Source organism: Burkholderia sp. Ac-20349, from assembly GCF_017104865.1.
Taxonomy (GTDB): domain Bacteria; phylum Pseudomonadota; class Gammaproteobacteria; order Burkholderiales; family Burkholderiaceae; genus Burkholderia; species Burkholderia aenigmatica.
Window position 1 is genome coordinate 22,973 of the sequence record NZ_JAAGPM010000050.1, and the last position, 14,068, is coordinate 37,040.

The 14,068-nt window shown below is 67.5% G+C and carries 12 protein-coding genes; 5 read left to right on the forward strand and 7 right to left on the reverse strand.

What is annotated here, in order from left to right; all coding sequences use genetic code 11:
* Positions 1–10: 10 nt before the first annotated feature.
* The 3 genes from G3N61_RS18070 to G3N61_RS18080 all read right to left on the reverse strand — a co-directional run bounded on the left by G3N61_RS18070 (position 11) and on the right by G3N61_RS18080 (position 3,495).
* On the reverse strand, positions 11–895 hold the full coding sequence (locus G3N61_RS18070) for a Kdo hydroxylase family protein (RefSeq protein ID WP_085039638.1): 885 nt from the start codon (positions 893–895) through the stop codon (positions 11–13).
* A gap of 34 nt (positions 896–929) precedes the next feature.
* A complete protein-coding gene (gene waaC / locus G3N61_RS18075; protein ID WP_043183065.1) occupies positions 930–1,925 on the reverse strand; it encodes a lipopolysaccharide heptosyltransferase I in 996 nt (331 codons plus the stop codon).
* A 175-nt stretch (positions 1,926–2,100) separates the two neighbouring features.
* Positions 2,101–3,495, reverse strand: a complete 1,395-nt coding sequence (locus tag G3N61_RS18080; protein ID WP_089450051.1) for a phosphomannomutase/phosphoglucomutase — start codon at positions 3,493–3,495, stop codon at positions 2,101–2,103.
* A 263-nt stretch (positions 3,496–3,758) separates the two neighbouring features.
* On the opposite strand from G3N61_RS18080, the gene G3N61_RS18085 reads away from it, so the two are divergent.
* Genes G3N61_RS18085 through G3N61_RS18105 form a run of 5 tightly spaced genes read left to right on the forward strand, consistent with a single transcriptional unit; the run spans position 3,759 to position 9,196 of the window.
* Complete coding sequence (locus G3N61_RS18085) at positions 3,759–5,015, forward strand: oligosaccharide flippase family protein (RefSeq protein WP_089450049.1); 1,257 nt, start codon at positions 3,759–3,761, stop codon at positions 5,013–5,015.
* Entirely contained in the window at positions 5,012–5,836 is an 825-nt protein-coding gene (locus G3N61_RS18090) for a glycosyltransferase (protein WP_205823230.1), read from the forward strand. Before G3N61_RS18085 ends, G3N61_RS18090 begins: the two co-directional genes overlap by 4 nt.
* A 51-nt stretch (positions 5,837–5,887) precedes the next feature.
* On the forward strand, positions 5,888–7,024 hold the full coding sequence (locus G3N61_RS18095; protein ID WP_205823231.1) for a glycosyltransferase family 4 protein: 1,137 nt from the start codon (positions 5,888–5,890) through the stop codon (positions 7,022–7,024).
* Positions 7,025–7,039: 15 nt separating this feature from the next.
* Positions 7,040–8,062 (forward strand): UDP-glucose 4-epimerase GalE, encoded by a 1,023-nt coding sequence (galE, locus tag G3N61_RS18100; RefSeq protein WP_043181618.1) that lies wholly within the window; start codon positions 7,040–7,042, stop codon positions 8,060–8,062.
* 27 nt (positions 8,063–8,089) lie between these two features.
* The gene (locus G3N61_RS18105) at positions 8,090–9,196 is read left to right on the forward strand and encodes a glycosyltransferase (protein ID WP_089450045.1); all 1,107 of its coding nucleotides are present in this window, start codon (positions 8,090–8,092) and stop codon (positions 9,194–9,196) included.
* Positions 9,197–9,283: 87 nt separating this feature from the next.
* Here G3N61_RS18105 and G3N61_RS18110 read toward each other — a convergent pair whose 3' ends face one another.
* The 4 genes from G3N61_RS18110 to G3N61_RS18125 are packed head-to-tail and all read right to left on the reverse strand — an operon-like array spanning position 9,284 to position 13,970.
* Positions 9,284–11,167 (reverse strand): nucleoside-diphosphate sugar epimerase/dehydratase, encoded by a 1,884-nt coding sequence (locus G3N61_RS18110; RefSeq protein ID WP_089450044.1) that lies wholly within the window; start codon positions 11,165–11,167, stop codon positions 9,284–9,286.
* Positions 11,168–11,179: 12 nt separating this feature from the next.
* Positions 11,180–12,196, reverse strand: coding sequence for a glycosyltransferase family 4 protein (locus G3N61_RS18115; RefSeq protein WP_205823232.1), 1,017 nt, complete (start codon positions 12,194–12,196; stop codon positions 11,180–11,182).
* A gap of 5 nt (positions 12,197–12,201) precedes the next feature.
* On the reverse strand, positions 12,202–13,167 hold the full coding sequence (locus G3N61_RS18120; RefSeq protein WP_205823233.1) for an SDR family oxidoreductase: 966 nt from the start codon (positions 13,165–13,167) through the stop codon (positions 12,202–12,204).
* Positions 13,164–13,970, reverse strand: coding sequence for a glycosyltransferase family 2 protein (locus tag G3N61_RS18125; protein ID WP_241017794.1), 807 nt, complete (start codon positions 13,968–13,970; stop codon positions 13,164–13,166). Before G3N61_RS18125 ends, G3N61_RS18120 begins: the two co-directional genes overlap by 4 nt.
* Positions 13,971–14,068 lie beyond the last annotated feature (98 nt).

The following is a 14,068-nucleotide window of genomic DNA, read 5'->3' on the forward strand; positions in this document are numbered from 1 at the left end:
AATTGCGCGCTCAAACCAGCGCCCTGCCCTTCAGGCGTTCGAGAATGCCGAGCGGCGCGCATTCGCGGCGGACCATCGCGTCGACCGGCAGGAAGAAGGTCTGCTCGAGCATGAACTGGCCGGACATCACAGCGTGCGAAGTCTGATCCGAGAAACATATCCACACGCAGCCCGGCGGAAACGGCATCGTCTCCTGCGGGCTCGTCTTCTGGTAGTCGAGATCGGCCTTCATGCTGTCGTGCAGGTTCAGCATCAGGTGGTCGTACGCGCTGCGCGGCGACTTCGTCACGTGCAGCAGGTTCAGCAGCCACGCGGCGCCCGGCAACTGCGGCTTGATGTGCGGCAGGAAGCGCTTCGCGACGTCCTCGAACGGCTCGCCGACGCGCCACACGCGCGGCACGCCGGCCGGGTTCACGTTCGTGAACACGCGCAGGATCCGCTCGCCGTAGTTGGGCCGCGACGGGAACGCGTCGACGTGCAGCCGGCTGTCGTCCTTGCGCCAGGACGTCTGGCGCGTCTCGACCTGCATCAGCCGCAGGCTGGTCGGCGCGACGCGCAGCTTGCCGCGGTATTCGGGAAAGAGGCCGTCGACGAGCGTGCCGGCCTGCTGCTGGAAGCGTGCGACGAGCGCGCGCACCGCCGACTGCGTGACGCTGTCGCCGAGCACGCCGGCAAGCGCGCCGCCGTTCGGCGCAAGGCTGATGTTCTTGCGTTTCGGGTCGGCGAGCGCCGGATCGAGCAGCGCTTCCTCGCCGCCTTCGATCGCGAAGCGCAGGTGCGGGAAATACAGCACCTTGCCTTCCTCGACGGCGGCCAGCAGCTGCTCGCGCGGCGCCGACAGGTTGTGTCCGCTCCAGTCGGCGGACGGGACTTCGATGATCTGGGATTCGCTCATGTTCGGTTCGCGTGGGTTCGCGCGTGTGACAGCGTTACAGGAGACCGAAGCCCGCGAGCGCCGACTTCACCTGCGCGATCGACGGGGGTTGCCCCGCCGTGCCGAGATTGACGACGTTCGGCGACCAGTAGCCGCCGGTCCGCCAGGCCGTCGCGAAATTGTACAGTTCGACCGTCGGACGCTTCAGCGCGGCCGCGATGTGAACCAGACCTGTATCAACCCCGACGGTGGCGGCCGCGCCGTCGATCAGCCCGACCACGGCCGGCAGCGACAGCCGTGGCGGCACGATCGCCGCCGCGCCGAATTCCTTCGCGAGCCGCTCGCTGGTCGCGCGCTCCGCGTCGTTGCCCCACGGCAGCACGAGCGATGCGCCGCGCCGCACGAGCGCCTGGCCGAGCTCGATCCACGCGGCGTCCGGCCATTGCTTGTCGGCACGCGACGTCGCATGGACGAACACCACGTACGGCACCGGCAGGTTCAGGCCGAGCGCCGCCACCGCGAGCGCCGCCGCGCGCGTATCGAGGCCGAAGTCGACCGGATCGGCCGGCGTCGGCGCCGGGTCGCCCAGTGCGGCCGCGACGAGTTGCCGCGAGCGCTCGACGACGTGCGTGCGCGGCGCGATCGGCACGCGCTTGCGATAGAAGAAGCGCACCGGCCACTCGTAGCCGGCGCCGTCGGTGCGGTTGCCGAGCCCGACGAGCGGGCCGCGCGCCCAGCTCGCGACCCAGGCCGTCTTGATGAGGCCCTGGCAGTCGATCACGAGATCGTACTGCTCGGCCGCGAGGCGCTGGCGGAAGGCCCGGATCTCGCGCCACGTGGCGCCCGAGAACGGCTTCTTGCGCCAGCGGCGCAGCGAGAACGGCAGCACGTTGCGCACGCCGTCGACGAGCTTGACCAGGTCGACGAAGCTTTCCTCGACGAGCCAGTCGATCTGCGCATCGGGGTGGCGGCGCCGGATATCGGCGATCACCGGCATGTTGTGCACGACGTCGCCCAGCGACGACACGCGCACGATCAGGATCTTTTGCACGCTGAAAAAACGCCGGCTGGCAGCCGGCGACAAGCAGAAAGGAGCGATTTTATCGCGCCCGGGGAGTCACACAGGCAAAAAGCGGCCGCACGCGTGTCGCGTGCGCCGCTTTTCGGGGGAGGCGCGACGATCGGACTCACCATCGCGCCGTTGGCGGCCCATCGGCCGCCGAGGCTCAGAACGGCAGCTTGACGTCCGGCTTCGCGGCCGTCAGCACGCGGCGGAAGTCCTCCTGGATGCGCTTGAGCCCTTCCTGCGTCTCGGACTCGAAACGCATCACGACGACCGGCGTCGTGTTCGACGAACGCGCCAGGCCGAAGCCGTCCGCGTACTCGACACGCAGGCCGTCGATCGTCACGACCTCCTCGGCGCCGTCGAACTTCGCCTCTTTCTGCAGCTTGTCGATCAGGCGGAAGTTCTCGCCTTCGTCGAGCCACAGCTGCAGTTCAGGCGTGCTCATCGCGTCCGGCAGCCCGTTCAGCAGCGCGCTCGGATCGGCCGTCTTCGTGAGGATCTCGAGCAGGCGCGCGCCCGTGTAGAGACCGTCGTCGAAGCCGTACCAGCGATCCTTGAAGAACACGTGGCCGCTCATTTCGCCGGCGAGCGGCGCACCCGTCTCGCGCAGCTTCGCCTTCACGAGCGAGTGGCCGGTCTTCCACATCAGCGGCTCGCCGCCCTTCGACTTCACCCATTGCGCGAGGTGACGCGTGCACTTCACGTCATAGATGATCTGCGCGCCCGGGTTGCGCGACAGCACCTCTTCCGCGAACAGCATCAGCTGGCGGTCCGGATAGATGATCTGGCCGTCCTTCGTGACGACGCCGAGGCGGTCGCCGTCGCCGTCGAACGCGAAGCCGATCTCGGCGTCGGTGTCCTTCAGCGCCTGGATCACGTCCTGCAGGTTTTCCGGGTGCGCGGGATCGGGGTGGTGGTTCGGGAACGTGCCGTCGATGTCGGTGAAGCGCTCGACGAGCTCGCAACCGAGCGCCTTGAACAGGCGCGTCGCGAGCGGGCCGGCCACGCCGTTGCCGGCGTCGACGACGAGCTTCATCGGGCGGGCCGGCTTGATGTCGCCGACGATGCGCGCGATGTATTGATCGGCCACGTCGAACTGCTCGTACGAGCCGCTGCCCGTCTCGAAGCGCTCGTCGACGATGCGTTGGTACAGCGCCTGGATCTGCTCGCCGTAGATCGCGGCGCCGCGCAGCACCATCTTGAAGCCGTTGTAGTCGGGCGGGTTGTGGCTGCCCGTGACGACGATGCACGAATCGACGCGGCGCTCGCCGCCCTTCAGCGCGAGCGGGACGTTCGCCGCGAAATAGCCGACCGGCGTGGGCACCATGCCGACGTCGACGACGTCGACGCCCGCGGCACGCAGGCCGTCGGCCAGCGCGCCGACGAGGTCCGGCCCGGACAGGCGGCCGTCGCGCGCGACGACGACTGCATCGCCGCCCTGCGCGCGCACTTCGCTGCCGAATGCCCGGCCGATCCCGCGCGCCGTGTCGGTGTCGAGCGTCTTGCCGACCACGCCACGAATGTCATATGCCTTGAAGATGGATTGGGAGATCATCGATTCTCTTCTCTCAGTTGCGTGCATGGAAATTTGTCTGGCTCGCCTGGCCGCCGCTCGCCGGTGCCGCGCATGATACATGCTGGCCCCGCATCGAGCGAAACCGCTGGCGCGGAACGGCGGGAGCGCCCCCGATCCCACTTATAATCGCGGGTTTTGATGACGCGCATACCGCCCATTTTAATGCCTAGCCGTCCCGCCGCCGCCAATCTGCAGCCTTCGGGCGCCCTGCCGGCCGCCTTGCGCGCACGCCGCCACCGCGCATGCTGAAACGCTTCGGCAACCCGGATGTCGCGAAGGCCGTCGCGAACCTCGTCTGGCTGGGGCTCGAACGGCTCACGCAGATCGGCGTCGCGATCGCGATCAGCGGCCTGCTGGCCCGTTATTTCGGGCCAGATGTGTTCGGCAAATGGCAGTATGCGAATACGCTTCTCCTGGTACTGGCGCCGCTCACCTGGGTGTGCGGCGCGGAAATCCTCGTCCCGACCATCGTCCAGCGCCCGCCCGCCCAGCTCGGCGCGGTGCTCGGCAGCGCGTTCGTGCTGCGCATCGCCGTGTCGGTCGCCGCGCTCGCCGCGACCTGGATCGCGATCGCCGCGGGCGCCTTCGACCCGCTGGTCGGCGCGATGCTCGCGGGCCTCGCGGTCACGATGGTGTTCCGCGAGCCGTTCGTCGGCGTCGTCAACGCGTGGCTGCAGAGCATGACCTACAGCAAGCCGCAGCTCGTCACCAGCATGGTCACCGCGCTGGCGAAGGCGCTGCTCGTCTGGCTGCTGGTCCGCGCGGCCGCGGGCCCCGCCCGCTTCGCGTGGCTGTGGGCGCTCGAGGCCGCCGCCATCGGCTTCGCGCTGCTGCTTTACTACCGGCATCGCAACGGCGGCGCACTCGGCTGGACCTTCGACAAGCCGTTGTTCCGGCACTTTGCGACCGCCGGCACGGTGTTCTGGCTCGGCCTCATCTGCATGTACCTGTTTCTGAAGCTCGACCGCCTGATGCTCGAGCGTCATGTCTCGTTCGCCGATCTCGGCCGTTACTCGGCCGCGCAGCAGCTCAACGAGAACTGGATCACGCTCGCGCTGATGCTCGCGCAGACGATCGCGCCCGCCTTCGTCTACCGCGTGCAGGACGTCGCACGGCTGCGCCGCAACATCGTCCGGCTGATCGCGATGACGGCCGGCCTGATGACAGCCGGCGCGCTCGTCCTCGACGCCGCTGCCCCGCTGATCGTCGGCAAGGTGTTCGGCCACGGCTACGAGGCGTCGGTCGACATCTTCCGCTGGGCGGTCTGGCTGTCGGTGCCGGCCGGCATCGAGGCGATAGGCAATCTTATCGTTCTCAAATATCAAGCAAAATTCGTGTTGCTGTCGAAATGGCTGCTCGCGCTCGCGATCGCCGCGCTCGTCAACCTGTTCGCGATCCCGCGGCTCGGCCTGTACGGCGCGCTCGTCGGGCTGGCGGCCGGCTATCTGGCCGCCGCCGCCGTCAATTTTTATTACATCCGTTTCAAGCTGCGACCATGACGTCCCCTGATTGCCCGCCCTCGCTCGACGATGTGGCCGTGCTGATGCCGGCCTACAACGGGCACGACGACGTCGTCCGGACCCTCGCGTCGTTTCGCGAGGACACGCCCGTGCACGTGCTGATCGTCGACGACGGCAGCACGCCGCCGATCGTCGCGCCCGACCTGCCCGGCCTCGCGATCGAGGTGCTGCGCATGCCGCAGAACGGCGGCATCGAGCGCGCGCTCGCGGCCGGCATCGACGCGCTGGCCGCCCGCGGCTTCCGCTATGCGGCACGCATCGACGCGGGCGATCTCGCCGCACCGCAGCGCCTCGCGAAGGAGCGCGCGTATCTCGGCGCCCACCCGCGGGTGGCCTGCGTCGGCATGTGGACGCAGGTCGTGTCGCGCACCGGCGAGCCGCGCTTCATGCTGACGCCGGCCACCGATCCGCGCACGCTGCGCCGCACGCGCTTCCTGCGCTCGCCGCTCGTGCACCCGTCGGTCATGCTGCGCATCGACGCCGTGCGCGAAGTGGGCAACTATCGCGTGAAATACCGCGCAGCCGAGGATCTCGATCTTTTTTTACGGTTAATGCAACGCTACGATTGCGCGAACCTGCCCGAGCTCGGCCTCTATTACGAGCTCAACGAGGGCGGGATCAGCGCGACCAGGCGCCGGCGCCAGCTGGTGTCGACGCTCACGCTGCTGCTGAGCCACTTCAACGCGCTGAACCCGTACGACTGGGCCGGCCTCGCCAAGAACCTGCTGCATTTCGTGACGCCGTACCGCACGCTGCAGCGGATCAAGCAGACGCTGTTCGCCGCGCGGCCGTCCGCGTGACGCGGATCCGGCGCTTTCGGTCATTTCGACGCTTTATTTTTTCTTTTTTTCATGTCCGCCACCTCCCCGCTGCGCATCGCGCTCGTCTGCAACACGGCCTGGGCGATCTACACGTATCGCCACGGGCTGATCCGTGCGCTCGTCGCGCGCGGCGCCGAGGTCATCGTGATCGCGCCGCACGACCGCACGGTGCCGCTGCTCGAGCAGATGGGCTGCCGCTACGTGGCGCTCGCGGTCGCGTCGAAAGGCACGAGCCCGCGCGAGGATCTCGGCACGCTCGCCGCGCTGACGCGTCACTACCGCGCGCTGCGGCCCGATCTCGTGTTCCATTACACGATCAAGCCGAACATCTACGGCTCGGTCGCCGCGTGGCTCGCGCGCGTGCCGTCGATCGCGGTGACGACCGGGCTCGGCTACGTCTTCATCCAGAAAAGCCGCGCGGCAAGCGTCGCGAAGCGCCTGTACCGGTTCGCGTTCCGCTTCCCGCGTGAAGTGTGGTTCCTGAACCGCGACGATCTCGCGACCTTCACCGACGAGCGGTTGCTCGCGCATCCCGATCGCGCGCGGCTGCTGCACGGCGAAGGCGTCGATCTCGAACAGTTCGCGCCGGTGCCGCTGCCCGCCGGCGATGCCCCCGTCTTCATCCTGATCGGCCGGCTGCTGTGGGACAAGGGCGTGCGCGAATACGTGGAGGCCGCGCGCATCGTGCACGCCCGCTTCCCGAACGCACGCTTCCAGCTGCTCGGGCCGCTCGGCGTCGACAATCCGAGCGCGATCGGCCGCGCCGATGTCGACGCATGGACGAGCGAAGGCGTCGTCGAGTATCTCGGCGAAGCGCACGACGTGCGCCCCCATATCGCGGCGGCCGACTGCGTCGTGCTACCGTCGTACCGCGAAGGCGTGCCGCGCACGCTGATGGAAGCGTCGGCGATGGGCCGCCCGATCGTCGCGACCGACGTGCCGGGCTGCCGCGACGTCGTCGCCGACGGCGAAACGGGCTTCCTGTGCCGCGTGCGCGACAGCGCGAGCCTCGCGGAGCAATTGCTCCGCATGATCGAACTCGGCACGGCCGGACGCGACGCGATGGGTGCGCGCGGCCGGCACAAGGTCGCGGTGGAATTCGACGAGCAGCAGGTCGTCGAGCGCTACCGGCAGACCATTCATTCATTGACAGGCATTACCCTCTGAAGGAGCACCTCTGCAATGACCGCTAAAGGCACCATCCTCGTTACCGGCGGTGCGGGCTACATCGGCTCGCACACGGCCGTCGAGCTGCTCGACAACGGCTACGACGTCGTGATCGTCGACAACCTCGTCAACAGCAAGGCCGAATCCGTGCGCCGCATCGAGCGGATCACGGGCAAGACGCCCGCGTTCCACCAGGTCGACGTGTGCGACGAAGCCGCGCTCGCCAAGGTGTTCGACGCGCACCCGATCACCGGCACGATCCATTTCGCGGCGCTCAAGGCCGTCGGCGAATCGGTCGCGAAGCCGCTCGAGTACTACCAGAACAACCTCGGCGGCCTGCTCGCCGTGCTGAAGGTGATGCGCGAGCGCAACGTCAAGCAGTTCGTGTTCAGCTCGTCCGCGACCGTGTACGGCGTGCCCGAGCGCTCGCCGATCGACGAATCGTTCCCGCTGTCGGCAACCAACCCGTACGGCCAGTCGAAGCTGATCGCCGAGCAGATCCTGCGCGATCTCGAAGTCTCGGACCCGTCGTGGCGGATCGCGACGCTGCGCTACTTCAACCCGGTCGGCGCGCACGCGAGCGGGCTGATCGGCGAGGATCCGGCCGGCATCCCGAACAACCTGATGCCGTATGTCGCCCAGGTCGCGGTCGGCAAGCTCGAAAAGCTGCGCGTGTTCGGCGCCGACTACCCGACGCCGGACGGCACGGGCGTGCGCGACTACATCCACGTCGTCGATCTCGCGAAGGGCCACATCGCCGCGCTCGACGCGCTCGCGAAGCGCGATGCGAGCTTCGTCGTGAACCTCGGCACGGGCCAGGGCTACAGCGTGCTGGAAGTCGTGCGGGCGTTTGAAAAGGCGTCGGGCCGGCCGGTGCCGTACGAGCTCGTCGCGCGCCGCCCGGGCGACATCGCCGAGTGCTACGCGAACCCGCAGGCCGCGGCCGACATCATCGGCTGGCGCGCGACGCTCGGCATCGAAGAAATGTGTGCCGATCACTGGCGATGGCAGGAGGGGAACCCCCGCGGTTTTGTATAATCCGCTGTCCATTTTTCGAGCGGTCCCATGCTCAGCTTCGCGTCCGGCTTCATTGTCTCCCTGCTCGTCACGCTGTTCATCGTGCGCTACGCGCACCTTCACGAGAAATTCTCGATCGACAGCGACCTGGCCGGCGTGCAGAAATTCCACGTGCGGCCCGTGCCGCGGGTCGGGGGCATCGGGATCCTCGCGGGCGTCATCACCGGGGCGCTGCTGCTCATGCAGCGCTACCCGACGATCGCCGGCAGCATTCTCGGCATCGTTGCCTGCGGCATGCCGGCGTTCCTGTCCGGCCTGGTCGAGGACCTGACCAAGCGCGTGTCGCCGCGCGCGCGGCTGCTCTGCACGATGGGGGCGGCCGCGCTCGCGTTCTGGCTGCTGCACATCGCGGTCACGCGCATCAGCGTGCCGCCGCTCGATTTCCTGCTCAGCTATGGCGCCATTTCGGCGTTCGTCACCGTACTCGCGGTCGCGGCGCTCGCGAATGCAGTCAACATCATCGACGGCTTCAACGGGCTCGCGTCGATGGTCAGCTTCATGATGTTCGCGTCGCTCGCGTACGTGGCGTTCCAGGTCGGCGACCCGGTCGTCATGTCCGCGTCGATCATCATGATGGGCGCCGTGCTCGGCTTCTTCCTGTGGAATTTCCCGGCCGGCCTGATCTTCCTCGGCGACGGCGGCGCGTACTTCATCGGCTTCATGCTCGCGGAACTCGCGATCCTGCTCGTGATGCGCAACCGCGAGGTGTCCGCGTGGTACCCCGTGCTGCTGTTCATGTACCCGATCTTCGAGACCTGCTTCTCGATCTACCGGAAGAAATTCATCCGCGGGATGTCGCCCGGCATTCCGGACGGCGTGCACCTGCACATGCTCGTGTACAAGCGGCTGATGCGCTGGGCGGTCGGCACGAAGCACGCCCACGACCTGACGCGACGCAATTCGCTGACGTCGCCGTATCTGTGGCTGCTGTGCCTCGTCGCGGTGATTCCCGCGACGCTGTTCTGGCGGCACACGGTGCACCTGTTCGTGTTCGTCGTGCTGTTCGCGCTGACCTACGTGTGGCTGTACCTCAGCATCGTGCGGTTCAAGGCGCCGCGGTGGATGGTGGTGAGAAAGCATCGACGCAGCCACTGAGCCGCATACCGACTTCCAGACAAAAAAAGCGCCCCTCAGGGCGCTTTTTTTTGTCTTGCCGTCCGCGGTTCACGGCCCGGGGCCGCGTCACCCGTTCGATGCGGCGCGCACCGACGGGACGCTCTGCAGCACGGGGGCAATGGCCGTCTGATATTCCGGCACCCAGCGCCGCAGGTCGCGCCGCACTTCGTCGTCAGGCAGTACACGATGCTGCATCAGCCACGGCAGCAGCTCGTCGAGGAAATTGTCCGGCACTTCCCGTGCACGTGCGATCCGCAGCTTCGGGTGCGGTGTGCGCGTCGTCGCCTCGTCGTCCGCGAGCAGCTCCTCGTAGAGCTTCTCGCCGGGCCGCAGCCCGGTGAACTCGATGCGGATCTGCTCTTCCGCGAAACCGTACAGGCGGATCAGATCGCACGCGAGATCGACGATCCTCACCGGTTCGCCCATGTCGAGGATGAAGATCTCGCCGCCATGCCCCATGCTCGACGCCTGCAGCACGAGCTGCGACGCCTCCGGGATCGTCATGAAGAAACGCGTGATCTCCGGATGCGTGACCGTCACCGGGCCGCCCTTCGCGATCTGCTGCTGGAATTTCGGGATCACGCTGCCCGCGCTGCCCAGCACGTTGCCGAAGCGCACGGTCTCGAACTGCGTGCGCTCGCTCGTCTGCTGCAACGCCTGGCAGGCCATTTCGGCCAGGCGCTTGCTCGCGCCCATCACGTTGGTCGGATTGACCGCCTTGTCGGTCGAGATCAGCACGAAATGACGGACATCGTGGCGAATCGCCGCGCGGGCCACGCGGTAGGTGCCGAGCACGTTGTTGCGCAAGGCCTGCCACGCGTTGTGCTCCTCCATCAGCGGCACATGCTTGTAGGCGGCCGCATGGAACACGATGTGCGGCGCGTGACGCGACATCACCTGGTCGAGCAGCAGCGAATCCTTCGCGTCGCCGATGATCGGCAGGACCGGCAAATCGGGGAAGCGCTCGCGCAGTTCCTCGGTCAGCCGGTACATCGCATACTCGGACAGGTCGAACGCGACGAGTTGCGCCGGCGCGAAACGCAGGATCTGCCGGCACAGCTCGGAGCCGATCGACCCGCCCGCGCCCGTCACCATCACGACGCGGCCACGCAGCAACGCCTCGACGTGCGGCGTGTCGATCGTCACGGCCTCGCGGCCGAGCAGATCCTCGAGATCGATGTTCCGCACTTGCGACAGGAAGCCCTGCCCCGGCATCAACGCGGTCAGCGACGGCAGCACCATCGCCTTCACGCCAGCCCGCACGCACAACGTCGCGACGCGGCGCTGCACCTCGACCGACGCCGACGGAATCGCGATGATCGCGTATTCGACCTTCATCGCGTCGGTCCAGTGCTTGAGGTCGTTGAACGAGCCCAGCACCTTGTGACCGTATATCTCGCGGCCCTGCTTGGCGACGTCATCGTCAAGCAGGCCGACGAGGCGCCATTCGCCGGAGCGCGACAGCTCGCGCGCGAGGCTCGCACCGGCCGTGCCGGCGCCGAGCACCAGCACCGGCTTGCCCTTTCCGACGAGCCCGCCGTACAGGTAGTACTCCTTGGTCGCGCGATACAGCGCGCGTGCGCCGCCCATCACCAGGAACAGCATCAACGGCGACACGAGCAGCACCGAGCGGGGAATGATCGGCGTCGGCTGGAACATCACGGCGCCGATCATCACGATCACGCCGCCGCCGGCCACCGCCTTCGAGATGCGCATCAGGTCGGGCAGGCTCGCGAAGACCCAGAGCCCGCGATACAGGCCGAACCCGCGGAACATCAGCGCGTACACGGGCAGCACCCATGTCAGCGCCTTCAGCGCGCCGCGCAGGAACTCATGCGGGACGCTACCGTTGAAACGAACGAGATAAGCGAACAACCACGCGGCAAGTACCGCGGTCAGGTCGAACAGGAAAGCACTCAGCGACAGCCACGATGCTTTGGATCGCAACATCGGCGGGAAACCTCATGATTTGTTTTCGGCGGCCTGCCGAGTCCGGCGCCAGCGCATGTCAATGACGAGCCCGAGACATACGAGAACGCCGTACCAGGCGGCAAACAGCAACCACTGCTGCGGTTCCGGGCGACCCAATGCCCACAGGGCAACGATTATGCCCGCGAGCATGATGAGGTACCAATATACGGCGGTGCGTCCATGACCGATGCCGGATCGCACCATCCTTTGATAATAATGCTCCCGGTGCGCCTGCCAGAACTTTTCTCCGCGTAACAAACGTCTCAGGAGTGTTACAGATGCATCGGCAATAAAGGGCGCGAACACCGTCGCCGGGAACCAGATCGGCCAGACCCCGCGTCGCCAGCCCCAGTAGCCGAGCGCGCCCGCCATGAACCCGAGTGGGATGGAGCCCGCATCGCCGAGGAACAGCTTCGCCGGATGGAAATTGAGAAACAAGAAGCCCAGCGCGGCACCCGCGACTGCGGCGGCACCGGCGACAAGATCTGGGGACGGATGCGCACCGGCCAGCGCCGCCACCGCATAGGCCCCGAAACCGAACAGCGCCATGCCGCCTGCAAGGCCGTCCGCACCGTCCATGAAGTTGTAGAGGTTGGTCAGCCAGACCATCGCGAAACCGACACCCGCCAGCAGCCACCACGGGGCCGCGGCCGGATAGCAGGCGATCAGCGCGACGACTGCGGCCAGATGCGCGGCGAACCTGACCCGGGCGGGCAACCCGTGCCGGTCGTCGAATTGCGACAGGGCTGCCAGCGCCGCCGCCGCGACGGCGATCAGCCAGAGCTGCGGCGCGAACCCGAGCATCGCAAGCACGGAAACCGGCACGATGCCCCAGCCGCCGACGCGCGGCGTCGGACGCACGTGCAACGAACGATCGTTTGGAATGTCGGTGGCAAGCCGCCACGCCAGCCCGGTGACGAGCAGCGTGCGCAGGATCGCTGCCGTCACGATGGCGCAGGCCAGCGCCATCGCGGCGGCGGTCGGCCACGTGGAAATCGCGAAATGCATGTCGGTTATTGTTCCGTGTCGCGCGAACGATACCATGCCGCCGTCGCTTCGAGCCCCTGCCGGGTCGAATGGGGGGGCCGCCAGTCGAGCACCCGTGCGATGCAGCCGGTATCGAGCTGCAGGCCGCCCGTCAGGCGGTCGATCGCGGCAGTCCGGCCGGTCAACTTGCCCACCGCGCGCAACACCCCGACCGGAACCGGGAACAACCGCGCCGGCTTGCCAAGCGCATCGCCGACCATCTGCAGCAACTCCGTCACGGACGGTGCGTCGTCGTCGGCAACGTGAAAGCAGCCCTGCGCCGCACGCGGGTCGGCCGCACAGTGCAGCAGCGCATCCGCGAGATTGTCGACGTAGACCAGACTGCGGCGCGCGGCGATCGCGCCGAGCGGCAGCGGCACGCCGCGCGCGATCGCATCCATCATCCGCAGGAAGTTGGCGCGCACACCGGGGCCGTAGACGAGCGGCGGGCGAACGATCACGACGTCGAGGCCGGTTTGCGCGGCAAACTCGACCAGCGCCTGCTCGGCCTCGAGTTTCGACCGCCCGTACGCATCTCCCGGATGCGGCGGCGCACGCTCGTCCAGCGGCACGCCGCCGTCGGACTCCGCCACCGCCTTCACGCTGCTGACGAACACCATCCGCCGGACCTGGTGGCGATGTGCGGCCTGCGCAACCCGCAACGCGCCTTCGACGTTTGCCGCGCGAAATGCGGCAACCGGATCGACGGCGTCGTCATGCATCACGTGGACGCGCGCCGCGAGGTGCACCACGCAATCCGGCGCGACCCCAGCCGGCCACGCCTCGGCGAGGCCCGCGAAGTCATCGGCGGGATGAACCCACTCTCGAACGCCGGCAACACACGCGCCCGAGCGGCGCACCAGCCCGCTCGCGGTATGCCCGCGACGCTGCAGCGCCAGGCAAAGCGCACGGCCGACGAACCCGTTCGCCCCGGTCACGAGCACTTCGCTCATAGACACTTCCAGCCGAAGCGGTTGAAGAACTTGAATGCCGACGCCGAGAACATCCGGATGTGCGCGAATCCCTTGCGCGAAGCGCCGCCGCCATAGTGCGACACCCGCACGGTCGGCACGTACGCAACCCGCGCAACATCGAGCGTGCGCAAGCTCAGGTCGTAGTCTTCGAAATACAGGAAATAGCGCGGATCGAAGCCGCCGAGCTTCTTGAGGAGGCCGGTCCGGAACAGCATGAAGCAGCCGCTGACGATCGGGGGATCCCACACGATGTCGCGATCGTTGATCACGTCCCGCATTTCATATCGGGACAGTCGCGACGAGAAAAACCGCCTGAACCGCGCCGGCATGAAACCCCGCACGGCCAGATCCAGCACCGTCGGATAGCGGCGGCACAGATACTGAATATGGCCGTCGCCATCATCGATCCGCGGCGTCAGCAGACCGACATCCGGTTGGGCATCGAAAAATTTCAGCGCGTGCGTGAGCGCATCGGGCTCGACGTCGATGTCCGGATTCAGAATCAGGTGGTAGCCGCCATCCGCGCGCTCGATCGCGAGATTGTGCCCTCGCCCGTATCCGACGTTACCCTGGCCGCTCACGGTCACATGGCGGATCCCGGCGGCATCGAGCACGCCCGGGTTCCATCCGGCGTCCGCAAGGCCGCCGTTGTCGATCATGTACAGGTCGACGGCAAATCCGGGGCGGGACTTGCGCGTCGCGTCGACGGCAACACACAAGCTCTCGAGCGTGCGCGCCAGCACCGTCGCGTCAGGCCGATAGACGACGACGGATACCGACAACCGGTTATCTGAACCGCCCGTCACGCCAGCCGCCCGAGTGGGTCAGCGCACCGCGCCGCTGCGGCGCCACGTCGAACGCGCACCGGGGTCATGCCGGA

Coding starts and splice junctions, on each gene's coding strand:
- G3N61_RS18070 (WP_085039638.1), bottom strand. CDS start 895: ATGAGCGAATCCCAGATCATCGAAGTCCCGTCCGCCGACTGGAGCGGA.
- G3N61_RS18080 (WP_089450051.1), bottom strand. CDS start 3,495: ATGATCTCCCAATCCATCTTCAAGGCATATGACATTCGTGGCGTGGTC.
- G3N61_RS18085 (WP_089450049.1), top strand. CDS start 3,759: ATGCTGAAACGCTTCGGCAACCCGGATGTCGCGAAGGCCGTCGCGAAC.
- G3N61_RS18090 (WP_205823230.1), top strand. CDS start 5,012: ATGACGTCCCCTGATTGCCCGCCCTCGCTCGACGATGTGGCCGTGCTG.
- G3N61_RS18095 (WP_205823231.1), top strand. CDS start 5,888: ATGTCCGCCACCTCCCCGCTGCGCATCGCGCTCGTCTGCAACACGGCC.
- galE (WP_043181618.1), top strand. CDS start 7,040: ATGACCGCTAAAGGCACCATCCTCGTTACCGGCGGTGCGGGCTACATC.
- G3N61_RS18105 (WP_089450045.1), top strand. CDS start 8,090: ATGCTCAGCTTCGCGTCCGGCTTCATTGTCTCCCTGCTCGTCACGCTG.
- G3N61_RS18110 (WP_089450044.1), bottom strand. CDS start 11,167: ATGTTGCGATCCAAAGCATCGTGGCTGTCGCTGAGTGCTTTCCTGTTC.
- G3N61_RS18115 (WP_205823232.1), bottom strand. CDS start 12,196: ATGCATTTCGCGATTTCCACGTGGCCGACCGCCGCCGCGATGGCGCTG.
- G3N61_RS18120 (WP_205823233.1), bottom strand. CDS start 13,167: ATGAGCGAAGTGCTCGTGACCGGGGCGAACGGGTTCGTCGGCCGTGCG.